Raw genomic sequence first — 23,327 nt, forward strand, 5'->3', positions numbered from 1 at the left:
TACACAAAGCAAAGAACACGTTAAGGAATAAAAATGTTGAACATCAGAATGTCACAACCGGCTGAAGCGCCAGATATTATCCAGATCTGGAAGCGTTCAGTGGATGCTACACACCATTTTCTGACAGCAGAGGATCGCCAGGAGATCGGAAAAGAAGTTGTCGGCTTCTTTTCCGAAACTCCGGTATGGGTTGCAACAAATCAGGATGACCAACCCCTGGGATTTATGTTTTTGCATGATGGGCATCTGGAAGCGCTTTTTGTCGATGCTGCTGCTCGCGGACTTGGCGTGGGTAAACGCTTGATCTCACATGCCCTCGCCCTGCATCCCGATCTCAGCGTCGATGTAAATGAACAAAATCAGCAAGCTGTAGGGTTTTATCAGCACATGGGTTTTGAGGTTTCAGGACGTTCAGAGCGGGATAATCAGGGGAGGCCATATCCCCTGTTGCACCTGAGCAAAGCAAATGGGAACTAGCCGGTATAGCAGCACAGTGTCATGGATTTTTTTGGCTAAAAGCAACGATGTAAGAACAGCCCTGCTCACTATCAGGATTACTTAACTGGCACTCGCTTGCAAAGGTCAGAGCAAGAGAGTCACCGGCGCGTAGATGATGGGTCTGATGATTGACGCGAAAATCAAGGCTGCCACTCAACATCCAGAGTGTTTGCCCGGAAAGATGCTCATTCGCGGAGGCGGGTATCGTCAGCTCACCCTTAGCCGGAATCTCAACTCTTATAAGTTCCGGGCAGGCCCCTGCAGGGGAAAGCGACCAGCGGGTAATGCCTGAGTGTTCATCCGTCCAGTGCTGCTGCTCATGAGCAAAAAGAACAAGTGAGTTCTGATGTTGCTCAAGCTCTGCGAAAAGCTTTGATAGCGTAAGATTCATCGCGTTAGCTAAACGACTCAGTATCGTTGCACTGGGGCTGGAGGTGCCTCGTTCCACCTTGCTAATCATGGCCTGACTGACGCCCGATCGTTGAGCAAGCTCAGTGACAGTCAGGTTGCGAGCCTTTCTGTGTTTAAGCAACAAACGTGCGATGTCGCTATCGAGTATCTGATTTTTAGATGTTTTTTCCATTTTCACCCCTGGTTTCGCCAGCCTGATTATGCCATTTCATAAATCAGGCTGAAACTGATGATTTAACAGCTATGAAAATCAGGTTTTATCAAACGTTCTTAATCTTTCACGCACCCTGATCGCCGCGGTCAACCCTAAATATGGTGGTGGTGCCACCTGCCTTCATCGCGTTAGTCTGTCTGCGTCAAAAGAACCAGAAAAACGAAGCTCTTTATGGAAATTATTCTGATGCGTCATGGAAAGCCGGCTTATGCTGGCTCTGCGAGGGTAACAAGCCTTGAGATGGCTGAATGGATTTCAGAATACGATCTCTCTGATACGGGCAGCGATATGCCCCCGCAATCCAGTAAAGCATTAGCATCCAGCGCATTGCACATCATAAGCAGTCCTCTTCCCAGAGCGCTCTCATCCCTGAGGGCATTAGGGCGTGAACCGGACCTCATTGATAAAGTCTTCAGGGAAGCAGACCTGCCCATAATCCGGATGCCCGCTCTCAGATTGTCCCCCCTCTTCTGGGCGGCTTTTTTCCGCGTGATGTGGCTGTGTGGCATATCCCGTAACGCAGAGTCCCTGGGAATAGCGAAACAACGCGCCGCTCGGGCTGCGGATATCCTGATTGCGTTTGCAAAAGAATCAAACGGTCCTGTGCTGCTCATAGGTCATGGGGTGATGAATCGGTTGATCGCAAAGGAACTCATATCGTCAGGCTGGAGAGAGTGCCGTCGTCAGGGGAGTGGTTACTGGAACGCGGGTATTTACAGCTTACTCCAGACCCGTTCCTCTGCCTGAGCACTCAGTGGGTCAATTAATCAGCCCAGGCTCCCGCTTTTTTAAACCGGCTGGCTTAAACAGGAAGATTTGATGTATACCAAAAATATTTGTGCGATGCTCGGCGGGACTTTTTTACTGATGTCTGCGTTCATTACCACGTCCAAAGCTCAATCTCTGCCCCTGGCATCAGAACAGCCGAATTTGCAGCTGATGTCCGTTCAGACGCAAGGCTCAGGAACGGATGTCATATTGATTCCAGGCCTGGCGTCGTCTCACGAAATCTGGACCGATTTAGCATCAGGTTTACAGTCTGGCCACCGCGTTCACATTTTAGAGCTGGCGGGCTTTGCGAGTACACCTGCTATTTCCAGCCGGGACGGTAAGGTCATAGCCCCAGTCGTTGACGCCATCGCTGAATACATCCGCACCCAGCACATCAACGCTCCGGCGATCGTTGGCCATTCTCTTGGCGGCGAGATTGCATTGATGTTGGGGGCCCGGTATCCCGATCGGGTTGGTCGCTTAATGATTGTCGATGCTTTACCGTTCTATTCGTTAATGATTGACCCTGAAGCGACCAGCGAAACAGCTTCCCAGCGTGCAATTGCTACAAGGGAGTGGATACTGGCGCAATCGCCGCAAGAATTTGAAGCGTTTCAGAAAGCATCCATAGCCCGTTTAGCTAAGACCGAAGCGGTGAGGCCCGCTCTGGTGGCGGCAGGGCTCAGTTCCGATCGCAGAACCATTGCAGACGCTGTGTATGAATTGATGGTTACCGACTTGCGCCCCGAGCTTGGCCGCATTAGCGCACCGATTGAGGTCGTTTATGCGTATGACGCCTTATTCGGGGTGCCTGCCTCCGGTGTGGATGAAATGTACCGTCGAGCCTATACCAATGCGCGAGATATCCATTTCACACGCATCGATGACAGTTTTCACTTTATCATGCTCGATCAGCCAAAACGGTTCTCCAGCGCGGTTCAGTCATTTTTAAATAAATAAGGCATGGTCATCAGGCGTTACGGCCCGCCATCACGCCGCCATCAATATCCCAGATAGCGCCGGTGACCCAGCCAGTCTTGTCAGAAAGCAGGAAAGCCACGGTTTCGGCGATATCAACCGGTGTACCTACGCGACCGATCGGGTGGAAGCTGTCAAAGCTGTTCATCACCTCCTTCACCTCGTCTTTCGCAATAAAGCCTTCGTAAATCGGCGTGTGAACAACGGCTGGAGAAACCGAAACCGGCCAGCTGGCTCAGCTGCATCCCGACCATCGGTGGCAGCTCAATTGGTCTTATTATCTGGTCACCGCGCAGCAAAAAGTCATGCGTGCTGAAGTCAACGTCTTCCATGACTGGCTTCTTCAGGAAGGAGATTGTCGAAGCACATTTCCACCAGGCTTTACCATTACGCCATAGCCAGTTCACGATCAATAATCCCCTGCACCGCACCGTCCGCCTGCCAGCGGGTCAGCATCTCAACAAGCTGGTGGTAGCGCTGTTCATTACCCCGGGGTACGCAGATCGCCTGATGTATCTGACCGAAATTATCGGGCAGAACCCGATAACCAGAGTGCGCGGCAGATGTGCGCTCCAGCGGCTGGCGAATTCCCGCCGCCATGTCCCCCTCCCCCTGCAGAAACGCATCAATGGCGGCCTGGGATGAGGCGAGCCGGTTGAGGGTGGCATGCTGCAGGTATCGGGTCAGATGCAGATCGTATGCCGCCCCCTTACCGACGTTGATCACAACCCCTGGCTTATCCATCTGTTCAACGCTCTGCCACGAACTCCCTTCGTGAACCAGCACCGTGCCCTGAATGGTGATATAGGGCTGAGTAAACTGCAGGATCGTCTCCCGCTGCGGGTCCACCGCCAGAAAGGCGATGTCCCAGTAATCCTTCTGCGCATCCTCCACCACCTTTCCGGCGGCCGGGTAGGTTTTTAGCTGCGCGCTGCAGCCCAGCTCCGCGGCTATCTTACGCGCCAGCTGGACCGTTATTCCGCCGGGACTGCCGTCCGGTAGCTCCCTTGCCAGAACAGCATTGCCCAGATTAATAGCAAAACGCAGGTTTTTAGTGACTGACATGAGGCTCCTCCGCAAGTCGCTCAGGTTCATGATTATCAGTGTCAAAACTCAGACGCTGGATTTTCCCTGCGACGAATAAATAACAGCACAGATTCAGGAACGCACAGACGCCAACGAAGATAAGCGCCCCGTTAAATGAGCCGGTGTCTTTAATAATGTAGGCGATAATAATCGGCGTGAAGATCCCGGAAATATTACCGATCATATTGAACAGTCCGCCGCTCAGGCCAATCGCCTCTTTTGGCGAGAAGTCGGAGACCACGCACCACCCCATCGCCCCGAACCCTTTGCCGAAAAAGGCCAGCGACATGATTGCCACCACAATCCACGCCGAGTCGACGTAGTTACAAATCACCATGCTCACCGCCAGCAGCATGCCGATCACAATCGGCGTTTTACGCGCCGCAGAGAGGCTAAAGCCGCGCGAGAGCATGTAATCGGACAACACGCCGCCCAGCAGCGCCCCCGCACAGCCGCACAGGGCGGGTAACGAGGCCACAAACCCAGCTTTGAGAATGGTCATGCCGCGATCGTGTACCAGGTAAACGGGAAACCAGGTCAGGAAGAAGTACGAGAGCACGGTAAAGAAGAACTGCCCCATATAGACGCCGAGCGCCAGGCGGTTAGTCAGCAGCTTGCGGGTATATCCTTTGCCCGCGCTGTCACCTTTTTTCGCGGCCTTAAGGTTGGTCAGCCCCCCGCCCGACTGGATGTAATCCAGCTCCGCGCTGTTCACCAGCGGGTGAACCTTCGGCGTGTCGGCAAGCACCCGGTGCATCAGCAGAGAGACCAGAATGCCCAGCCCGCCCATAAACCAGAACACCGACTCCCAGCCGTAACTATAAGAAAACCAGCCCATTAAGGGTAAAAAGACCACCAGCGCAAAGTACTGTGCCGCCGTGGTAAACCCGGACGCTTTACCGCGTTCACGTGCCGGGAACCAGGCGGCAAGAAAGCGGGAGTTGGCAGGCAGGGTCGGTGCTTCAATCAACCCCATCATAAAGATAAAGCCGAAGATCATGATCCGGGTGACCCAGACGTTATCAAACGAGGTGCTGAACCCCACCAGGAAAACAAACAGCGACCAGGTAAAGACGCCGGTCACCAGCACCCGTTTGGAGCCGAAGCGATCGAGCAGCCATCCGCCGGGATACTGGCCCAGCACGTAAGCCCAGGTGAACGTCGATATCAGGTAGCCCAGCGCCACAATATCAAGGCCAGCGGCGTTAACCATATCGGTACCGGCAATGGAGAACGTGGCGCGATCGCCATGATTTAACGCGATACTCAGGAACACCATCAGCAAAATCATATAGCGATAGTGCGTGGGTTTCTTTTTAGATGAAGCAGAGTCAGGTGTTGTCATTCTTTTCGGCCTTATCACGAAGACGAAGAGTTAAATCCGTAAAGGTCTGCCGGGTTGTGCACAAACAGACGGTGCCGGACCCGGGCGTTATTTGCCCAGTGCGCAATGCGCGAGAGGATCAGCGCGTCGTCGGGCATGTTTTTATTGGCGCTGATGAGATTCGGGTGCGGCCAGTCGCTGCCCCACACCACCCGCTCGGTGGCATCAAAGAGAAAACCTTTAATTATTCCCGCCATATCAGACACATCATCCCGCTGCGACTGATGGTAAAGGGCAGAGAGTTTGACCCAGCAACGTCCCGAATCGATAAGCTCCCAGGCCAGTTTCCATGCCGGATGGGAGAGCGGTTCCGGCTGCGGCAGGCGGAAGAAGTGGTCGATGACCAGCCTGCCCGGAACCTGCTTCAGCACGGACCGCAGGGCCCAGAGCCGATCGGCGCTGGCATGAACCTGCACATGCCAGCCGCGCTCCGCCACCCGGGCGGCCAACGGCAGCAGCATCTCCGGCGTGGTGATACTCCCGGCAGCAAAATTGAAGCGAATGCCGGTCACCCCGGCGTCGGCAAGGGTGTCCAGATCCGCGTCGCTGATGGATGGCGTCACCACCGCCTCGCCGCGCGCGTTCTCCCCAAAGGCCTTCAGGGCATCGAGTAAGCAGCGGTTATCCGCCCCGTAGGAAGACGGCTGCACCAGCACGTGGCGCGTAAAACCGAGCCATGACTGGAAAGCCCGATAATCATTCACCCTGGCATCAGGGAGGTTGCGTTCATCATCCGGCGCCCAGGGGTAACGCCGGTCAAAAATATGATGATGGCAGTCGCAGCTGTTGGCAGGTAACAGGAGATCCGGCGCAGAGGATATGCGGCTGTATTTAATCTGCGTCTCTTTATGATTATTCACGGCGGTGCCTTACTTCATCATCCGCTTTAATTTATGCACGGCGGACTGCGGGCTACTGAATACCGCGCAGGAGACGGCGGAACTCACCTCCTGCCAGGCGATCTCCATCGAGAAATGGGCCAGCAGGATCGCATCAGCCCCCTGATGTTGCCGCGCCGCCTCGACGATGAGCTGGTTATGCAGGCTGGCATTTCCTGCGTTCAGGGCATCACGCGCGCCGGGCACCACGTAGCTTTGCAGCCTGGCGTCCACCTGGCGGGCAGAAGCCAGAGCGCTGAACTCCTCCTCCATCCCTTTTACGGCGGGCGCGAAGGTCGCCAGCATCACGATATTGTGCCCCTTCGCCAGGGCATCCTCGAACATCGCCTCGTTAGGCTTGAGCACCGGCAGAGGAACGACTTGCGCGCTGGACTCAATGGCGGCCCCGAACGCCGAGCAGGTAAACAGCACCGCGGCGGCATCAATGCTGACGGCATACTCCACCAGGGCGTGAATACGCTGATGCAGGCGCGGGGTCAGGGTTGGCTCTTTGGCCCGATCGACGCTTAAGGCATCGTCGAGCAGATTGCTGATTTCTGCTTCAGGCCACAGGTTCCTGAAGGTGTCATTAATCGGCGCGACGGCCAGGGGCGTGGCGTGGATCAGGACAATACGTTGGCTCATGGTGCTCTCCGGAAAACGGGCTGCCCGCAACGAGGGCAGCCGCAAATCATGCTCAGGAGCGAATAGCCGCTGCCACTTTTTCTGCAAAAGCTTTGGTGCCGCAGGTGCCGCCCAGATCCGGCGTGCGGGTTGCCGGGTTCTCCAGCACTTCGTCCACCGCACGGCCGATCTCGTCCGCCGCTTTGAGGAATTTCGGCTGGTTGTGCTTCTCGGCATACCAGGCCAGCATCATCGCCGCAGAGAGGATCATTGACACTGGGTTGGCTTTATCCTGGTTCTGAATATCCGGCGCGGAACCGTGCTGCGCCTGAGCGCAGCAGTGGGTATCGCTGGCCATGATAGAGCCCGCCAGGCCGAGGCTGCCGGAGAGTTCGCTTGCCAGATCGCTGATGATGTCGCCATAGAAGTTAGTAGCCACTAACACATCGAAGCGTTCCGGGTTACGCACCAGGTGCGCGGTGGAGGCGTCCACCAGCAGATCGTCGAGCTGCACTTCCGGGAACTCTTTTGCCACCGTGCGCACGGCTTCGAGGAACAGGCCGTCGGTCATATGGAAGCTGTTGGCTTTGTGAATAGCGGTCACTTTTTTCTTACGCTGCATTGCCAGCTCAAAGGCTTTACGGGCAATACGCTCAGAGCAGTGACGGGTGATTTTGCGCGTGGACAGGGCCATATCCGGGCTTGGCATGACCTCCCCCCAACCGCGGGTCATGTTACGGTCCGGATAAAACCCTTCCGTGGCCTCGCGCATAATCACCAGATCCATGGTTTTGCCCTCTTTCATGTTCGACGTCAGGAAAGGACGCGTCCGTGCCGGGCGAACGTTGGCATACAGATCCAGACCGATACGGAAGCCCGCCGAGACGTTGCGACCGCCCTTTTCCGGTGCCGGATAATCTGCGTGTGACTGGGTGCCCAGGATAATGCCATCGTAGGTTTTCGCTCTGTCTAACGACTCCTGACGCAGCGTGGTGCCGTATTTCTCCAGGCTGGTGAAACCCACCTCTTCGTAATCAAATTCAAAATCCAGGCCGAAGGCTTTATCCAGTGAATTCAGCACGGTTACCGCAGCTGAGGTGATTTCAGGGCCGATACCGTCACAAGGCAGAACCAGAATGCGCATAAAAAACTCCAGGTAGGTTGTTTGCTTTCGATTGCATTTTTATAACAATAAATGCATCTATGGCAAGGTGATGCAGATCACATTTATCCGATAAGTCTTTTCAGATTTAGCATTTTCTTTACCTTTCATACACTTGCAGGCAGCAATTTTTTGCGTCTTAAATGCCTGCAACTTCTGGATGCAACTGGGAGGTAGCACTTTGAGACACAGTGTCGCAAATTGACCCGAAAATGTGATCTTAACCACGTTTTAACAATCACCACATTTGCATTTATATATACATAAAAGCAATATAACGACATCAACGGGTTTGTGAGGAATGAACATGACTAAGTTAGGCGTCATCGCCGACGACTTTACCGGGGCAACCGACATTGCCAGTTTTATGGTCAACGCAGGCTGGAAAGTGGTGCTCTTTAATGGCGTGCCCACCGATGGCTTCGACGCGCAGGACACCGACGCCATTGTCATTGCCCTGAAGAGCCGTTCGATTCCGGTCAACGACGCGGTGGAGTTGTCCTTAGCGGCCTCGGCGTGGCTGAAGGCGCAGGGGTGCCAGCGCCAGCTCTTCAAATATTGCTCGACCTTTGACTCCACCGCCCAGGGCAATATCGGCCCGGTGACCGATGCGCTGATGAAGTTTCTGGATACTCCAGCTACCCTGATCTGCCCTGCGGTACCGGATAACGGTCGCACCATCGTGCACGGCCACCTGTTCGTGAAGGGTGAGCTGCTGAATGAGAGCGGCATGGAGCACCATCCCGTCACGCCGATGAAGCACGCCTCCCTGAAGAAGCTGATGGAATCGCAGTCTGTCGGGCTGTGCGGGCTGATCAATCTCGATACGGTTAAAAACCATCCCGCCGCACTGGCAGCGGAGATGGAAAAACAGCGGGCGAACCGGGCCCGCTACTTCATTTTCGACGTGCTCGATAACCAGGATCTGCTGACCGTCGCCAGCGCCACGTCGCACTTCCCGCTGGTGACGGGCGCGGCCGGGCTGGGTTACGCCATCGCCACCCTCGATAAACAGCGTGCCGGAACCGCAAAACAGACGATGCAGGTCAAGGCCAGTGGCGCGGGGGTGGTGCTCTCCGGCAGCTGTTCAGCGATGACCAATCAGCAGGTGGATTTCTACCAGCAACGCGCCTCGTCCCTGGCGCTGGATGTGGAAAAGATCATTCACGACCCGGCGTATCTGGAAAGCGTCTCGCAATGGGTCATCGCCCGTGGCGGTGAACCGCTGGCCCCGATGGTCTACGCCACCCAGCCGCCGCAAATCATCGAGCTTATCCAGAAACACTACGGCGCGGCGTTCGTCAGCGACAGGATCGAAACCTTCTTCGCATCGCTGGCCCGGACGCTTGCCCGGGCTGGCTTTAACAAGTTTATCGTCGCGGGGGGCGAGACCTCCGGCGCGGTGACTCAGGGTCTGAACATTGAGGGGATGATCATTGGCGAGGCTGTGGCACCCGGGGTGCCCTGGACTCAGGTCCTCAACAAACCGCAGTGGGTGATCCTCAAATCCGGCAACTTTGGCAGCCAGGATTTCTTTCAGAAAGCACAGGAACATTATGATGAGTGAACAACAGTTAAGAGAAGAGATAGTGCGCTATGCCCGTTCCATGTTTGAGCGCGGCTACAGCAGCGGCGGCGCGGGCAATATCAGCCTGAAACTCCCGGACGGCACGATTCTGGCGACCCCCACCAACTCCAGCTTTGGCGATCTTGTTGCGGACGAGCTGAGTAAAGTCACCATGGAGGGGGAACAGATTTCGGGTCAGAAGGCCTCGAAAGAGGTACTGATGCACCTGGCGATGTATCGTCAGCGCCCGCAGTGCGGCGGCATTGTTCATCTGCATTCGCCGTGGCTCACCGCCCTGTCGTGCCTGCCGGGCATTGATCCTGAAAACGCCCTGCCGCCGATCACCCCCTATTACGTGATGCGTGTCGGCAAACTGCCCATCGTACCCTACATTCGCCCGGGTTCACCGCTGATCGCCGAGCATGTCGAAAAACTGGCGGCGGAACATAACGCCATTCTGCTCGCCAGTCACGGCCCAATTATTTCCGGCAAGACACTTCGCGAGGCGGTATTCAACGCCGAAGAGCTGGAGGAGACGGCGAAACTCTATTTCATGCTGAAACCCTTTGGTATGAATACCCTGACTCAGGAAAACGTCGACGAGCTTAACGCCACTTTTAATATGAAATAATAAAATTTCCCTGCGTTATTCCTCGCGCAGGGGATCCCCACAATAAATAGCGGCACGGTCGGCTCCCTCTCCTCTTTGGGGAGAGGGCTGGGGTGAGGGGGAACATGCGACTCTGGAGGTGGTTCCGTTCACTGTATGATTTGTGCTTCTCTGTCAGCCGCGTCACCCGTGAACGTGCTAAGTGGGCTCGCCGCCGCCCCCTTAGCAATCCCGGCTCCCGGCCAGGAAAATCGCCGCTTCGCGGTACACTCAGCTTATTCCCGCAGGCTTTCGGGTCGGGGGCGATCCTACATCCATGTAGGTCGCAAAGTCTGGGTCATGAGCGTTTGCGCCCTTCTCGCCGCGCTGGTACCCGGGATTACTCCACTATAACACGGCAAAAAAAGGGCGGATAACTCTCTGCCTTTTTTTGCCTCCTTTTTTTCATCATATTCTTAATACCGCCCCGCCTCTTTTCCATAAAAACTCCATATTCCCTCCATTATTAAAATCCGGAAATATTAATTCGTTATGTAAATAAAAAAAGCCTTTCCAATTCGCTCCTGAAATGCATAATGAGAACGATCATTCTCACTTTTACAGGGTTGCCCTGATGAGCACGAAACTGGAACAACGCCAGAAACAGCGGCAGGACGAGATTATTACGGCTGCCCGCCGCTGCTTTCGCTCCAGCGGGTTTCACGCCGCCAGCATGTCGCAGATCGCCGGTGAAGCGCAGCTGAGCGTCGGGCAAATCTACCGTTACTTCAGCAACAAAGACGCCATTATCGAAGAGATGATCCGGCGTATCATCGACTCGCGCATCGAAGAGATGCAGGGCAAAACGCTGGTTGAAGGCATGCCGCAGATGCTGGCCTGGCGACAAACCCTCAATGAAGATGACGATGCGCTCATGCTCGAGATGTCCGCCGAGGCCACGCGCAACCCGCAGGTTGCCGCCATGCTGAAAGAAGCCGAAGCGCGGATGTTTGCCAACGCCTGCGAGCACCTGAAAAAGCAGTTCCCCCACCTGAGCGATGACCATATTCGCTGCTGCGTGGAAATTACCGCGGTGATGATCGAGGGGACAATTTACCGTCGATTAACTCCGTTAAAAGTGCCGTCAGAACAATTAGAGCCCATTTATCAGGATATTTTAAATATGCTTTTCTCTGCTAAGTAATCGCATGTAAATAATCAGCCGTACCCGATTATTTCCTTATTTTCATTTCCGGCACTGCCGGAGATGCGGCATCGCTGTGCCTTTAATCAGTCCTCCACCCTGTTAAGCCATTAACAGGGCTGGCTTCGTTCACCCTGGAAAAAGATTATGAAAACCATAATAACCCCCATCGCGGCATTACTCCTCCTGACCGGGTGCGATGATGCACAAACATCTGCTCCCCCACCTCCCCTGCCGGAAGTGGGGATTGTCACCCTGATGAGCCAGCCGGTTCCCGTCGTCAGTGAACTGACCGGCCGGACCACCGCCGCCATGAGCGCCGAAGTGCGCCCCCAGGTGGGCGGGATTATTCAGAAACGGCTCTTCACCGAAGGCGATACCGTCAAAGCCGGACAGGCGCTGTATCAGATTGATCCCTCCAGCTACCGCGCCGCATTTGATGAAGCCGCGGCCGCGCTGAAACAGGCGCAGGCGCTGGTGCAGGCCGACTGCCAGAAAGCCCAACGCTATGCCCAACTGGTGAAAGACGACGGCGTGTCGCGCCAGGACGCGGAAGACGCAAAATCCACCTGCGCGCAGGACAAGGCCAGCGTGGCGTCGAAGCGAGCGGCCCAGGAGAGCGCGCGCATTAACCTCAACTGGACCACCGTCACCGCACCCATTGCCGGGCGCATCGGCATCTCCTCCGTGACGCCCGGCGCGCTGGTCACCGCCCAGCAGGATACCGCCCTCGCGACCGTACGCGGCCTGGACAGCATGTACGTCGATCTCACGCGATCCAGCGCCGATCTGCTGCGCCTGCGCAGGCTAACCCTTGCCAGCAACAGCAATACGCTGAGCGTGACGTTAACCCTGGAGGACGGCAGCACCTACAGCGAAAAAGGCCGCCTGGCGCTGACCGAAGTGGCGGTGGATGAATCCACCGGCTCGGTCACCCTGCGTGCCGTCTTCCCGAACCCGCAGCATCAACTTCTGCCGGGAATGTTTGTCCGCGCCCGCGTGGACGAAGGCATTATGAATGATGCGATCCTCGCCCCGCAGCAGGGCGTTACCCGCGACGCCAAAGGCACCGCCACCGCGCTGGTGGTCAATGCCAGCAACAAAGTGGAGCAGCGCCAGCTGCAAACGGGCGACACCTACGGCGACAAATGGCTGGTGCTGAACGGCCTGAAGGCGGGTGACAGGCTGATTGTGGAAGGTACCGACAAAGTGACCGCCGGGCAGGAAGTGAAAGCCGAAGAGATGAAAACCACCGGAGGAGACGCCTGATGTTTTCCCGTTTCTTCGTGCGTCGTCCGGTCTTTGCCTGGGTGATCGCCATTCTGATCATGCTCGCCGGGATGCTGGCGATCCGCACCCTGCCGGTGGCGCAGTACCCGGACGTTGCCCCGCCGTCGATCAAAATCTCCGCCACCTATACCGGTGCCTCTGCGCAAACCCTGGAGAACAGCGTCACCCAGGTGATTGAGCAGCAGCTGACCGGGCTGGATAACCTGCTCTACTTCAGCTCCACCAGCAGCTCGGACGGCTCGGTGAGCATTAACGTCACCTTCGAACAGGGAACCGACCCGGACACCGCCCAGGAGCAGGTGCAGAACAAGGTTCAGCAGGCGGAATCGCGCCTGCCGACCGAGGTGCAGCAGTCCGGCATTACCGTTGAAAAATCCCAGAGCAACTTCCTGCTGATCATGGGGGTGTACGACAAAACCGATACCGCCAGCAGCTCGGATATCGCCGACTGGCTGGTGAGCAACATGCAGGATCCGCTGGCACGCGTGGAAGGCGTCGGCAGCCTGCAGGTGTTCGGCGCGGAATACGCCATGCGCATCTGGCTCGACCCGGCGAAGCTGGCCTCTTACGCCCTGATGCCCTCCGACGTGCAGAGCGCAATTGAAGCGCAAAACGTGCAGGTCTCTGCCGGGAAGATCGGCGCACTGCCTTCGTCGAACGCGCAGCAGCTGACCGCCACGGTGCGCGCCCAGTCGCGCCTGCAGACGGTGGAACAGTTTAAAAACATCATCGTCAAAAGCCAGGCCAGCGGCGCGGTCGTGCGCATCGGCGACGTGGCGCGCGTGGAGATGGGCAGCGAAGACTACACCGCCACCGCGAAGCTGAACGGCCACCCGGCAGCGGGGATGGCCGTAATGCTTTCTCCGGGCGCGAACGCGCTTAATACCGCCACGGCGGTGAAAGACAAAATCGCCGAATTCAAAAAGTCGATGCCGGAAGGCTACGACGTGGCCTACCCGAAAGACAGCACCGAGTTCATCAAGATCTCAGTTGAGGACGTGATCCAGACCCTGTTCGAAGCCATTATCCTGGTGGTGGTGGTGATGTACCTGTTCCTGCAGAACATCCGCGCGACGCTGATCCCGGCCCTGGCCGTCCCGGTCGTTCTGCTGGGCACCTTTGGCGTGCTGGCGCTGTTTGGCTACTCCATCAACACCCTGACGCTGTTTGCGATGGTGCTGGCGATAGGCCTGCTGGTGGATGACGCCATCGTGGTGGTGGAAAACGTCGAGCGAATCATGCGTGACGAAGGGCTGCCCGCCCGGGAAGCGACCGAAAAATCGATGGGCGAAATCTCCGGCGCGCTGGTCGCCATTGCGCTGGTGCTCTCGGCGGTCTTCCTGCCGATGGCCTTCTTCGGCGGTTCGACCGGCGTGATCTACCGTCAGTTTTCGGTCACCATTATCTCGGCGATGATCCTCTCCGTGGTGGTAGCGCTGACCCTGACCCCCGCGCTTTGCGGCGCGATCCTGAGCCACACCACACCGCACAGAAAAGGCTTCTTCGGCGCGTTTAACCGCTTCTACGGCAGGACCGAACACGGCTATCAGAACAAGGTCCTGCGCGGCCTGCGTCGTTCCGGCGGCATGCTGGTGGTCTACGCCCTGCTCTGCGGCGCGATGGGCGTGGCGATGCTGAAACTGCCGGGCAGCTTCCTGCCCACGGAAGACCAGGGTGAAATCATGGTGCAGTACACCCTGCCCGCGGGTGCCACGGCAGTCCGGACCGCCGAGGTCAGCCGCCAGGTGCGCGAGTGGTTCCTCACCAAAGAGAAAGCCAACACCGACGTTATCTTCACCGTCGAGGGTTTCAGCTTTAGCGGCAGCGGCCAGAACGCCGGGATGGCCTTTGTCTCCCTGAAAAACTGGTCCGAGCGTCAGGGCGACGAGAACACCGCCCAGGCGATTGCCCTGCGTGCCACCCGGGAGCTGAGCACCATCCGGGATGCCAGCATCTTTGCCATGACGCCCCCGGCGGTTGACGGTCTGGGCCAGAGCAACGGCTTTACCTTTGAGCTGATGGCGACCGGCAATACCGACCGCGACACCCTGCTGAAGATGCGTAACCAGCTGATTGGCCAGGCCAACCAGCAGAGCACCCTGCAGGCGGTGCGCGCCAACGATCTGCCGCAGATGCCACAGCTGCAGGTGGATATCGACAACAACAAAGCCGTGTCGCTGGGGCTCTCCCTGAGCGACGTCAGCAGCACCCTCTCCAGCGCCTGGGGCGGCACCTACGTGAATGACTTTATCGATCGCGGGCGCGTGAAAAAGGTCTACATCCAGGGCGACAGCGATGCCCGTGCCGTACCGACAGATCTCAACAAATGGTATGTGCGCGGCAGCGACAGCAGCATGACCCCGTTCTCCGCCTTCGCTACCACCCGCTGGGAGTATGGCCCGGAGAGCCTGGTGCGTTACAACGGATCGGCGGCGTATGAGATCCAGGGCGAAAACGCCAGCGGCGCCAGTTCCGGCACCGCCATGAGCCAGATGGAGCAGCTGGCGAACAACCTGCCGTCCGGCACCACCTGGGCGTGGAGCGGCCTGTCGTTGCAGGAAAAACTGGCCAGCGGCCAGGCGATGAGCCTGTATGCCCTCTCCATCCTGGTGGTGTTCCTCTGCCTGGCGGCGCTGTATGAGAGCTGGTCGGTGCCGATTTCGGTCATCCTGGTGATCCCGCTTGGGGTGCTGGGCGCGGCGCTTGCCGCCTCGCTGCGCGGCCTGAACAACGACGTCTACTTTCAGGTGGCGCTGCTGACCACCATCGGCCTGTCGTCGAAAAACGCCATCCTGATTGTGGAGTTCGCCGAAGCCAAAGTCGCCGAAGGCTACTCCCTCACCCGCGCCGCCCTGCGTGCCGCCCAGACACGTCTGCGTCCCATCATCATGACCTCGCTGGCGTTTATCGCGGGCGTGACGCCGCTGGCGATTGCCACCGGGGCCGGGGCCAACAGCCGCGTGGCGATCGGGACCGGCATCATCGGCGGGACGCTGGCCGCCACGCTGCTGGCGATCTTCTTCGTTCCTTTATTCTTTGTACTGGTGAAACGTCTGTTCTCCGGTAAACACGCAAACCGGAGGTCATAATGTTTCGTGTATCTGTTTTAGCCCTGGCCCTGCTGAGCGCAGGCTGTGTGTCGTTAGCTCCCACTTATCAGCGCCCGGCCGCCCCCGTCCCGGCCACCCTGCCCGGCACCCACGGCGAGGCCACCGTGGTGGTCAGCCAGTGGCAGCAGGTGATGAACGATGCCCGCCTGAAAAGCGTGGTGACGATGGCGCTCAACAGCAACCGCGACCTGCAAAAAGCGATTGCCGACATCGATGCCGCCCGCGCCCAGTATGGCGAAACGCGTTCATCCCTCTTCCCGACGCTGGATGCCGGGCTGAGCCATACCCGCAGCCGCACGCTGGCGGGCGGCGTGACCACCAGCGATGAAGCCAACGGTACGGTCTCCAGCTTTGAGCTGGACCTGTTTGGCCGTAACCAGAGCCTGTCCCGCGCCGCGCGGGAGACCTGGCTTGCCAGCGAGTTCACCGCGCAGAACACCCGCCTGACGATGGTCAGCGAACTGACCACTGCCTGGGTGACGCTGGCAGCGGATAACAGCAACCTGGCGCTGGCGAAATCCACCCAGCAGAGCGCCGCGAACTCGCTCAAAATCGTCAAACGTCAGCAGGAGGTGGGCGTGGCGGCGGCCACGGACGTCAGCTCCGCCATGGCGGTGTACCAGCAGGCGCGCGCCAGCGTGGCGAGCTACCAAACGCAGGTGATGCAGGACAAAAACGCCCTCAACCTGCTGGCGGGCGACACCGTGCCGGACAACCTGCTGCCCGGCACCCTGGAGAGCCTGAGCGACAACGCCATCACGCTGATCCCGGCGGGGGTCAGCTCCGGCACGCTGCTGCGTCGCCCGGATATTCAGGAGGCGGAGCATAACCTGCTGAGCGCCAACGCCAGCATCGGTGCCGCCCGGGCTAACTTCTTCCCGACCATCTCGCTGACCGCCAGCGCGGGGGTCGGCAGCGATTCACTCTCCTCCCTGTTCAGCCACGGGATGCAGGTCTGGTCGTTCGCGCCGTCCATCACCCTGCCGCTGTTCAGCGGCGGCAACAACATGGCGCAGCTGCGCTACGCCGAAGCGGAGAAGAAGGGGCTGATCGCCACCTATGAGAAAACGATTCAGAGCGCGTTTAAGGACGTGGCCGACGCGCTGGCGCGCCGGGAAACCCTGAGCGAGCAGCTTGATGCCCAGCGTGAGTACGTGGCGGCAGAACAAAAAACGCTGGATGTGGCGACCCGCAGCTATCAGGCGGGAGCGGGAGATTACCTGACGGTACTGACCGCACGGCGCTCGCTGTGGTCGGCCCAGTCGTCGCTGATCGCGCTACAACAGACCGACCTGGAAAACCGCATTACCCTGTGGCAGTCCCTCGGGGGCGGTATTTAGCAGGATTTGCCGGGCATGCCATCGTCGCCAGCGCCGTGCTGGCGACGAACTATGTGCGTGAGTTTGAGCCTGGTTCGGGAAGACTGGAGTGACTGACGGTAGAAAGAGTCTTAAAGAGCGGAATGTCGGCTTTGTGCCAGGAACGGATGCTTTCTCTAAGCCTGAATCTGATCAAATGCCAGAGGTTATATTTTGTGCGCTGCAAAACGGCTTTCTGGTAATCCGGCAAAAAAAGTGACCGAATGCTGAAAAGCGCACCGTCATAAGCGGTTGGCTCTGCGAGTCCTACCCGGGCACTGGTACAAGAAAGTGTGTGGAGTGACGAACCACCAAGCACCGGGCAGGTTGTCTGGAGGGCTGGCGCAGAAAGAATGCTGTGTATTTCTCCCCCCGGACTGTATCGGACAACCCGACTGCCGCCCCATTCTGCGTTCCACAGATAGCCCTGCGCATCAATGCAGGAACCATCAGGCGCGCCGCCGCCTTCGATTTTGGTGAACACGCGCTGGTTTTGCAGCGAGGGGTAATCGCAGCACATAATCCGATCCTGCATCGAGTCACAGTAATAGAGCGTGCCACCATCGGGGCTGAAACAGATGCTGTTCGGTATAGCGACATCGGGCAATGCAAGCGTCTCAACAGTCAGCGTTGCCGCATTGAGTCGATGAAACTTACCGATGACTTTAACGGGATAATCGTCATCCATCGTCCCGAAGACAAAATTACCGGTACGGTCGCACCGTCCATCACCTATACGGGTGCCGGTGTCTCCCGGTGAAGCAGCCACTGGGGTAATTAATCCACTGTTGAGATCATAGAAAGCCAGCCTTGTCGCGAATCCCATCAGCAGAATGTGATCCTGTTCAGTCAGGGCAAAGGAGCCAAGACGTTCAGGCAGCGACCAGCGCATCACAGCATCAATACCTTCTTCTATGGCGAGAAGTTCACTGGCTTCAATGTCAGTCCAGTAGAGCCTGCGGGTTCTTTCACACCACAGCGGGCATTCTCCCAGCGTATTCCTGACCTCAGCTGCAATTGAAAACATGTTAATCCTCCGGATATAAAAGATCGTACTGCACGATGGCAAAAGTGGATAACGCAGTTACTGCAGAAAACGTGCAGAGAGCCGATCGCCGAAAAGCATGACAGCAAGTCCGAGTAGCATGACAACCATTCCCCCTAGCCTGACTAACGAAACCGGGCGCTGCACAGCGCCCAGCAAGCCAAAATGGTCAATCATCTGCGAGGAAAGTAACTGTCCGACAATTGCCAGCCCGAGCAGAGCTGAAAATCCGATTTTCGGCGCCAGCACGACATAGCTGAACAGGGCACATGCGCCTATCAGGCCGCCCGCAAGACTCCAGAGGGGTTGTGACGGGATCGCCGCCAGCGATGTCATTAGCCCGCCCCTGAGCAGTGCGTAAATCCCCAGACTGAACGCGCCCGCCGTGAAGGAAAACAGCGCCGCAGTGACCGGATCACCTTCCAGTCCCCTTGCCAGCTGGCTGTTCAGGGTTGTCTGCAGGGTGATCCCCAGACCTGCGGCTAACGCGATTACGTAATAAATCATGCTTTTCATCCCGGTCAGTCTGCCTGCTCCAGCGGCAGGAAGGCGTCAGCAAAAATGTCAGGCTGGTAGCCAGAGGCGGCAAACAGGTGCTCACGCGACTCATCAATAGCCGCACGCAGTCGCGCGCTGTCTACGCCCAGTACCTTACCGTTCTGTTTAACGATGCGCCCGCCGATCATGACGGTATCGATATTGCTGCGCTCGGCGGCATGTACCACCGTGCCAAAGGCATTTCCGGACGGGTACAGGTTGAGATCACTGGCGTTAATCAGCACCAGGTCAGCCTGCTTGCCTGGCGTCAGGCTTCCCACTTTCTCCTGCAGCCCTGCACAGGCCGCACCATCAATAGTCGCGGCTTTAAGGAGTTGCGCCGCCGGAAGCGTTTTCAGCGTTTGTTCAGCATCGCAGCACTGCTGCTGATGCATGCCCATTACCCGCTGCAGGTAAAAGGCGACGCGCATCTCCATAAACATGTCGGTGCTGTACGACGTTTCATTGTCCACGCTCAGGCCAGGCTTGATGCCATGACGCTGTGCGGCCTCAATGGCGAACATCCCGCTTTCGATGCCATAGTGCGAATCTGAGCGTGGGCAGACGTTTACCCGCACACCCGCTTCCCGCAGAATTTCCCATCCCCGGTCAGGCAGCGCCGTGCAGTGATTGAAAATATTGTCCGGCCCCAGAAGCCCCTGCTGATGCAGCGACTCAAGTTCAGCCCCCATCTCAGCGCCAAAGAACTCCGTGACAATCGACAGCCCCAGCCTGCGGGCCTCGGCCCACAACTCTGGCTCCAGCTGGGCCATGACGGCGAGAGTGACCAGGCTTTCAGGGTTGTCGGTGAAATACTTCTCCTGCAGACGCTGCCAGTTTCCGGGCCAGTGCGCTTTATCCCATTCGCCGGCTACCGGTGCACCGGAAGCATGAATGGCGCGAATACCGGTATCAAGCAGGGCCTCGACGGCGGCATCGGCATGCGCTGCAGTTCGGCTGTTGTGCGAGTTATCAATCATCGTGGTGATGCCCGCATCAATAGCGCCCAGCGCCGTCAGCAGGTTGCCGACATAGATATCGGCAGGACGGTAATATTTAGCGAACGAGAAGTGTGTGGCGTTGCTGTAGTCGTCCAGGCAGGTGGCGTTTGGATTAATGCGGCGCAGCTGTCCTTCCCATGCATGACGATGAGAATCGACCATTCCCGGCATGGCAATCATATTGGTGGCATTAATGACTTGCGCCCCCGGCACATCAAGGTTCTGGCCCACGGCGGTAATCGTTGAGCCGTTGATGAGAATATCACCACGCTCAATGTTACCGATGTTCTCGTCCATGCTCAGTATCGTCGCGCCACGAATCAACGTAGCCTGTGAAATGACATTTTGATTGTTAACAATATTTCTGATGTAACTGGCCATAAACTTACCTCTTTCCTGATCAATGGGGAAACGATACGCCACACCATTAGCCTGAAAAAGATGCGTAAAGTGTTTTAATAATTCATAATTTGCGAATAATCAGACTCACTTTTACCCGGAGCAGAACGATGGATCGGATTCAGGCTATGCAAGTTTTCACGCGGGTTGCTGAAGCCGGGAGTTTTGTTCGCGCGGCAGAAACACTTTCACTGCCTTCTTCCACCGTTACCAGCACGATTAAAAACCTGGAGAAATACCTGCAGGTGCGCCTGCTGAACCGCACGACAAGACGGGTCAGCCTTACTCCTGAAGGCCTGCAGTATCTGGCGCAGTGCCGGGAGATCCTGTCGCTGATTGAGCATAGTGAATCCAGCCTGACTGATTCCCTCAGACGCCCTCAGGGACGGCTGCGGGTTGATATGCCTGGTGGGATCGCCCATTTCATCGTCATGCCCCACCTGAAAGACTTTTACCGGCTTTATCCGGATATTTACCTGATGATTGGTGTGAGCGATCGACAGGTCGATCTTGTGCAGGAAGGGGTGGATTGCGTCATACGAACCGGTGAATTAACGGACTCCACACTGGTTGCCCGTCCGCTTGGCCGGTTTCGCTGGGTGACCTGCGCCTCGCCGGACTATCTCAGGAAGTTCGGTGTCCCTGAGACGCCTGAAGCGTTGTCACAACATCGGGCGATTCATTACTTTTCCGGTTCGGGAAGACGCACGAGTGAACTGCGTTTTACACGAGGCACTGAGGCCTTCTCTGTTCCGGTTGAGGGGGATGCAGCCGTTAACGAAACGGGACTCTACATCAGACTGTGTCTTGAAGGTTTTGGGCTGGCGCAGCTCGCTGAGAATGTGATTTCGGAGAATCTGCAGCAAGGCAAACTGATCGAGGTTCTGGCAGACTGGCAGCCCCCCTCCGTGCCGGTAACGATGCTCTATCCGCATCAGCGTTTTCTCTCTCCCGCCGTGCGTGCTTTTGCTGACTGGATCTCCGCACTTTTCAACGAAGGCGCAGGTGAGAAAGGTCTTTCCGGTAAAAGACGGCTCCGGTAAGAGGACGGCTCTTCAGTACGACAATTAATAACCCCCTCAGCAGAGGAACCGAACGTTCCCCTGCTGTGTCTGTGAATTCAGCCCGGCTGCAGTGCAGGTTCCAGGTGAGCGTTTCGTCCGGCAGCCATTCCGGTGCAGGCGCCTGCGACTGCGATTGCTGCGGTCATCAGTAATGGCACCGTCCAGCCTCCGGACAACTCCTGTACTTTGCCCAGCAACAGCGGACCCATCGCCGCCATCAGATAACCGACACTCTGCGCCATGCCTGACAAGGCGGCAGCATCACCCGCGTTTTTAGTACGCAGCCCGATGAATGTCAGACCCAGCATCATGCTGGCACCTGAGCCGAAGCCGAGAAGCGCGGCCCACAGCATCGCCATACCCGGCAGATACAGGATGCCGATAAAGGACACTGCGGTTAACAGGCTGACGCCAGCAGCAGCTAATTTCTGATCGTTGAGACGACGCAGCGTGGCCGCCAGAATCAGGCCGGGAATGGCGGTGGTCAGCTGAAGGATGCCGTGTACCTCGCCAGCCTGAGCTGAGGAGAGTCCACTGTGCGTAAGAATGGCTGGAAGCCAGCCCACCGCAACATAAAACGGCATCGCATTCAGGCCCATAAACAGGGTGACCTGCCATGCCAGAGGCGAGCGCCAGACCGCGACGGACGCCGCTTGTTTCTCACCCGCGGCTGGCAGCTGATGCTTGTTCGTTAACTGCGGCAACCATAAAAGCAGCGCAAGGAACGGTGCTATAACCAGCATGGCTAACGCGATGTTCCATCCCCAGTTCTGCGTCAGAGGAATGACAATGGCTGAACCAATGGCACCCGCGGCACCCATAGTGATAGAATACGCCCCCGTCACGGAAGCCACGTTACCGGAAAAGTCACGTTTGATAAGACCTGGCAGAAGGACATTGCCCAGGGCAATCCCGATACCTATTAATATGGTTCCGCCATAAAGCGCCCAGACGCTGCCTGTGGAGCGAAGCAGGGTGCCTGCAGAAATCACGGCCAGGGCAGCAAAAAGGGTGCGTTCCAGGCCGTACCTGCGGGAGATGGATGCGCTCAGGGGAGAAAAGGCGGCAAAGGCCAGCAAAGGTAGCGAGTTAAGCAACCCAACGGCTGTGATACTTAGCCCAAAATCATGGCGAATAGACTCTAAAACGGGTGCGATAGCGGTAAAAGGAACACGCAGGTTAATGGCGATAAAAAGGATGCCGGTCACAAGTATGACTGAAGACCACTTGTTCGTCGTGTGGGACATAAATTTTGCTTTCTCTGGAAAAAAGAAAGACTTTAAAGAAAGCATGAGTTACAGAATATAGATAACCTGACAACATATAGCTAAATCATGCCAGTCAATAAAAAAACTGTGACCTCGCCGGAGGAGTTTAACGCCGATGCTTTCAGTCAGGCTGCTATTGCCCTGCATGTCTCATCGTCAGGCGAGTATGCCGGGCAGAGTCCGCACACTCATCGCAAGGGACAACTTATTCTCTCTTTGCGCGGTGCAGTGAGCTGTGAGGTTGAGGATGCGCTGTGGCTTGTTCCACCGGGACATGCAGTCTGGGTTCCGGGTGAAATCCCTCATAGTTGCCGGATTACGAAGAATGCAGATACCTGCTTTCTGTTTATCGAACCCGGCGCGGTGGTGATGCCGGAAATCTGCTGTACCCTGGCGATTACGCCTCTGGTCCGCGAGCTTGTTCTGTATCTTGCAGAGCAGGGACAGGTTTATTCTCCTGACAGTAAAACCGCCAGGCTCGCAGCAGTGCTGCTGGAACATATTCCGGATGTGCCGGTTAAAGCGCTCCATCTTCCCGTATCGGATCATCCTAAAATCCGGAAAATGGCTGAGGCACTTTTTAATGAGCCTGATGACCGGCGAACGTTAAAGCAGTGGGCTGCTCATCTGGCCATCAGCGAGCGATCTCTGGCCAGACGGATAAAAGAGGCAACAGGAATGAGCTTTGGTCGCTGGCGTCAGCAACTGCATTTGATGATAGCCCTGAGCCATCTGGCAGAAGGTCAGTCCGTGCAGCGCGTCGCCGGAATGCTGGGATATGATTCGGTCAGCGCGTTTATTACGATGTTCAGAAAAGCACTGGGTAAATCACCGACGCGATATTTTTCGTCTCTAAACTAATGCAAAACAACACAAACCGGATTTTTAT

Annotated in this window: 21 protein-coding genes and 2 pseudogenes; 11 read left to right on the forward strand and 12 right to left on the reverse strand. The window is 57.0% G+C overall.

Annotated elements, in window-relative coordinates:
* Nucleotides 1-33: 33 nt before the first annotated feature.
* Nucleotides 34-477 carry an acetyltransferase gene (locus FFB58_RS04055; RefSeq protein WP_138369090.1) on the forward strand — a complete coding sequence of 148 codons (444 nt, stop codon included), beginning with the start codon at nt 34-36 and terminating at the stop codon, nt 475-477.
* A 19-nt stretch (nt 478-496) separates the two neighbouring features.
* Here FFB58_RS04055 and FFB58_RS04060 read toward each other — a convergent pair whose 3' ends face one another.
* Entirely contained in the window at nt 497-1,081 is a 585-nt protein-coding gene (locus FFB58_RS04060) for an XRE family transcriptional regulator (protein ID WP_138369091.1), read from the reverse strand.
* A gap of 213 nt (nt 1,082-1,294) precedes the next feature.
* On the opposite strand from FFB58_RS04060, the gene FFB58_RS04065 reads away from it, so the two are divergent.
* Together FFB58_RS04065 and FFB58_RS04070 are read left to right on the forward strand one after the other, a co-directional pair.
* Entirely contained in the window at nt 1,295-1,870 is a 576-nt protein-coding gene (locus tag FFB58_RS04065; RefSeq protein ID WP_286172485.1) for a histidine phosphatase family protein, read from the forward strand.
* 72 nt (nt 1,871-1,942) lie between these two features.
* Entirely contained in the window at nt 1,943-2,854 is a 912-nt protein-coding gene (locus FFB58_RS04070) for an alpha/beta hydrolase (RefSeq protein WP_138369092.1), read from the forward strand.
* A gap of 10 nt (nt 2,855-2,864) precedes the next feature.
* Here FFB58_RS04070 and FFB58_RS04075 read toward each other — a convergent pair.
* The 7 genes and pseudogenes from FFB58_RS04075 to FFB58_RS04105 form a co-directional block, all read right to left on the reverse strand.
* Nucleotides 2,865-3,092, reverse strand: a pseudogene (locus tag FFB58_RS04075) (SDR family oxidoreductase); the annotation flags it as partial.
* Nucleotides 3,007-3,204, reverse strand: coding sequence for a hypothetical protein (locus tag FFB58_RS22855; protein WP_171029925.1), 198 nt, complete (start codon nt 3,202-3,204; stop codon nt 3,007-3,009). The pseudogene FFB58_RS04075 and the gene FFB58_RS22855, both read right to left, overlap by 86 nt.
* Nucleotides 3,205-3,259: 55 nt before the next feature.
* Complete coding sequence (locus FFB58_RS04085; protein WP_138369093.1) at nt 3,260-3,937, reverse strand: ABC transporter substrate-binding protein; 678 nt, start codon at nt 3,935-3,937, stop codon at nt 3,260-3,262.
* Entirely contained in the window at nt 3,924-5,303 is a 1,380-nt protein-coding gene (locus tag FFB58_RS04090) for an MFS transporter (protein WP_138369094.1), read from the reverse strand. The genes FFB58_RS04085 and FFB58_RS04090 overlap by 14 nt, the downstream gene beginning before the upstream one ends.
* Nucleotides 5,304-5,317: 14 nt before the next feature.
* Nucleotides 5,318-6,202, reverse strand: coding sequence for an amidohydrolase family protein (locus FFB58_RS04095; protein WP_138369095.1), 885 nt, complete (start codon nt 6,200-6,202; stop codon nt 5,318-5,320).
* Between the two features lie 9 nt (nt 6,203-6,211).
* Nucleotides 6,212-6,865, reverse strand: a complete 654-nt coding sequence (locus FFB58_RS04100; RefSeq protein ID WP_138369096.1) for an arylsulfatase — start codon at nt 6,863-6,865, stop codon at nt 6,212-6,214.
* Between the two features lie 52 nt (nt 6,866-6,917).
* Nucleotides 6,918-7,988, reverse strand: coding sequence for an isocitrate/isopropylmalate dehydrogenase family protein (locus FFB58_RS04105; protein WP_039028582.1), 1,071 nt, complete (start codon nt 7,986-7,988; stop codon nt 6,918-6,920).
* Nucleotides 7,989-8,313: 325 nt separating this feature from the next.
* On the opposite strand from FFB58_RS04105, the gene otnK reads away from it, so the two are divergent.
* The 6 genes from otnK to FFB58_RS04135 all read left to right on the forward strand — a co-directional run bounded on the left by otnK (nt 8,314) and on the right by FFB58_RS04135 (nt 17,106).
* Complete coding sequence (gene otnK, locus FFB58_RS04110) at nt 8,314-9,573, forward strand: 3-oxo-tetronate kinase (RefSeq protein ID WP_138369097.1); 1,260 nt, start codon at nt 8,314-8,316, stop codon at nt 9,571-9,573.
* Nucleotides 9,566-10,204 (forward strand): aldolase, encoded by a 639-nt coding sequence (locus tag FFB58_RS04115; protein ID WP_138369098.1) that lies wholly within the window; start codon nt 9,566-9,568, stop codon nt 10,202-10,204. Before otnK ends, FFB58_RS04115 begins: the two co-directional genes overlap by 8 nt.
* A gap of 592 nt (nt 10,205-10,796) precedes the next feature.
* Complete coding sequence (locus FFB58_RS04120) at nt 10,797-11,366, forward strand: TetR/AcrR family transcriptional regulator (protein ID WP_039028579.1); 570 nt, start codon at nt 10,797-10,799, stop codon at nt 11,364-11,366.
* A gap of 147 nt (nt 11,367-11,513) precedes the next feature.
* Nucleotides 11,514-12,635, forward strand: coding sequence for an efflux RND transporter periplasmic adaptor subunit (locus FFB58_RS04125; protein ID WP_138369099.1), 1,122 nt, complete (start codon nt 11,514-11,516; stop codon nt 12,633-12,635).
* Nucleotides 12,635-15,745, forward strand: a complete 3,111-nt coding sequence (locus FFB58_RS04130; RefSeq protein ID WP_138369100.1) for an efflux RND transporter permease subunit — start codon at nt 12,635-12,637, stop codon at nt 15,743-15,745. Before FFB58_RS04125 ends, FFB58_RS04130 begins: the two co-directional genes overlap by 1 nt.
* The gene (locus FFB58_RS04135; protein ID WP_138369101.1) at nt 15,745-17,106 is read left to right on the forward strand and encodes a TolC family protein; all 1,362 of its coding nucleotides are present in this window, start codon (nt 15,745-15,747) and stop codon (nt 17,104-17,106) included. The genes FFB58_RS04130 and FFB58_RS04135 overlap by 1 nt, the downstream gene beginning before the upstream one ends.
* Before the next feature lie 185 nt (nt 17,107-17,291).
* On the opposite strand, the pseudogene FFB58_RS04140 reads toward FFB58_RS04135, so the two are convergent.
* The 3 genes and pseudogenes from FFB58_RS04140 to FFB58_RS04150 all read right to left on the reverse strand — a co-directional run bounded on the left by FFB58_RS04140 (nt 17,292) and on the right by FFB58_RS04150 (nt 20,088).
* Nucleotides 17,292-18,151, reverse strand: a pseudogene (locus tag FFB58_RS04140) (SMP-30/gluconolactonase/LRE family protein).
* A 57-nt stretch (nt 18,152-18,208) separates the two neighbouring features.
* Entirely contained in the window at nt 18,209-18,676 is a 468-nt protein-coding gene (locus FFB58_RS04145; protein ID WP_205735737.1) for a DMT family transporter, read from the reverse strand.
* Nucleotides 18,677-18,690: 14 nt separating this feature from the next.
* A complete protein-coding gene (locus FFB58_RS04150) occupies nt 18,691-20,088 on the reverse strand; it encodes an amidohydrolase family protein (protein ID WP_138369103.1) in 1,398 nt (465 codons plus the stop codon).
* Between the two features lie 128 nt (nt 20,089-20,216).
* On the opposite strand from FFB58_RS04150, the gene FFB58_RS04155 reads away from it, so the two are divergent.
* Nucleotides 20,217-21,149, forward strand: coding sequence for a LysR family transcriptional regulator (locus tag FFB58_RS04155; RefSeq protein ID WP_138369104.1), 933 nt, complete (start codon nt 20,217-20,219; stop codon nt 21,147-21,149).
* A gap of 77 nt (nt 21,150-21,226) precedes the next feature.
* Here the strand turns inward: FFB58_RS04155 and FFB58_RS04160 are convergent, their stop codons facing one another.
* On the reverse strand, nt 21,227-22,417 hold the full coding sequence (locus FFB58_RS04160) for an MFS transporter (protein ID WP_138369105.1): 1,191 nt from the start codon (nt 22,415-22,417) through the stop codon (nt 21,227-21,229).
* An 87-nt stretch (nt 22,418-22,504) separates the two neighbouring features.
* On the opposite strand from FFB58_RS04160, the gene FFB58_RS04165 reads away from it, so the two are divergent.
* On the forward strand, nt 22,505-23,299 hold the full coding sequence (locus tag FFB58_RS04165) for a helix-turn-helix transcriptional regulator (RefSeq protein WP_138369106.1): 795 nt from the start codon (nt 22,505-22,507) through the stop codon (nt 23,297-23,299).
* The last annotated feature ends 28 nt before the right edge of the window (nt 23,300-23,327 follow it).

The sequence above is a fragment of the Enterobacter sp. MF024 genome (assembly GCF_005843915.1).
In the GTDB taxonomy this organism is placed as follows: domain Bacteria; phylum Pseudomonadota; class Gammaproteobacteria; order Enterobacterales; family Enterobacteriaceae; genus Enterobacter; species Enterobacter barmai.

What these genes read in the sequence shown, in the direction of transcription:
- FFB58_RS04055 (WP_138369090.1), top strand. Translation starts at nt 34, where the DNA reads ATGTTGAACATCAGAATGTCACAACCGGCTGAAGCGCCAGATATTATC.
- FFB58_RS04060 (WP_138369091.1), bottom strand. Translation starts at nt 1,081, where the DNA reads ATGGAAAAAACATCTAAAAATCAGATACTCGATAGCGACATCGCACGT.
- FFB58_RS04065 (WP_286172485.1), top strand. Translation starts at nt 1,295, where the DNA reads ATGGAAATTATTCTGATGCGTCATGGAAAGCCGGCTTATGCTGGCTCT.
- FFB58_RS04070 (WP_138369092.1), top strand. Translation starts at nt 1,943, where the DNA reads ATGTATACCAAAAATATTTGTGCGATGCTCGGCGGGACTTTTTTACTG.
- FFB58_RS22855 (WP_171029925.1), bottom strand. Translation starts at nt 3,204, where the DNA reads ATGGAAGACGTTGACTTCAGCACGCATGACTTTTTGCTGCGCGGTGAC.
- FFB58_RS04085 (WP_138369093.1), bottom strand. Translation starts at nt 3,937, where the DNA reads ATGTCAGTCACTAAAAACCTGCGTTTTGCTATTAATCTGGGCAATGCT.
- FFB58_RS04090 (WP_138369094.1), bottom strand. Translation starts at nt 5,303, where the DNA reads ATGACAACACCTGACTCTGCTTCATCTAAAAAGAAACCCACGCACTAT.
- FFB58_RS04100 (WP_138369096.1), bottom strand. Translation starts at nt 6,865, where the DNA reads ATGAGCCAACGTATTGTCCTGATCCACGCCACGCCCCTGGCCGTCGCG.
- FFB58_RS04105 (WP_039028582.1), bottom strand. Translation starts at nt 7,988, where the DNA reads ATGCGCATTCTGGTTCTGCCTTGTGACGGTATCGGCCCTGAAATCACC.
- otnK (WP_138369097.1), top strand. Translation starts at nt 8,314, where the DNA reads ATGACTAAGTTAGGCGTCATCGCCGACGACTTTACCGGGGCAACCGAC.
- FFB58_RS04115 (WP_138369098.1), top strand. Translation starts at nt 9,566, where the DNA reads ATGAGTGAACAACAGTTAAGAGAAGAGATAGTGCGCTATGCCCGTTCC.
- FFB58_RS04120 (WP_039028579.1), top strand. Translation starts at nt 10,797, where the DNA reads ATGAGCACGAAACTGGAACAACGCCAGAAACAGCGGCAGGACGAGATT.
- FFB58_RS04125 (WP_138369099.1), top strand. Translation starts at nt 11,514, where the DNA reads ATGAAAACCATAATAACCCCCATCGCGGCATTACTCCTCCTGACCGGG.
- FFB58_RS04130 (WP_138369100.1), top strand. Translation starts at nt 12,635, where the DNA reads ATGTTTTCCCGTTTCTTCGTGCGTCGTCCGGTCTTTGCCTGGGTGATC.
- FFB58_RS04135 (WP_138369101.1), top strand. Translation starts at nt 15,745, where the DNA reads ATGTTTCGTGTATCTGTTTTAGCCCTGGCCCTGCTGAGCGCAGGCTGT.
- FFB58_RS04145 (WP_205735737.1), bottom strand. Translation starts at nt 18,676, where the DNA reads ATGATTTATTACGTAATCGCGTTAGCCGCAGGTCTGGGGATCACCCTG.
- FFB58_RS04150 (WP_138369103.1), bottom strand. Translation starts at nt 20,088, where the DNA reads ATGGCCAGTTACATCAGAAATATTGTTAACAATCAAAATGTCATTTCA.
- FFB58_RS04155 (WP_138369104.1), top strand. Translation starts at nt 20,217, where the DNA reads ATGGATCGGATTCAGGCTATGCAAGTTTTCACGCGGGTTGCTGAAGCC.
- FFB58_RS04160 (WP_138369105.1), bottom strand. Translation starts at nt 22,417, where the DNA reads ATGTCCCACACGACGAACAAGTGGTCTTCAGTCATACTTGTGACCGGC.
- FFB58_RS04165 (WP_138369106.1), top strand. Translation starts at nt 22,505, where the DNA reads ATGCCAGTCAATAAAAAAACTGTGACCTCGCCGGAGGAGTTTAACGCC.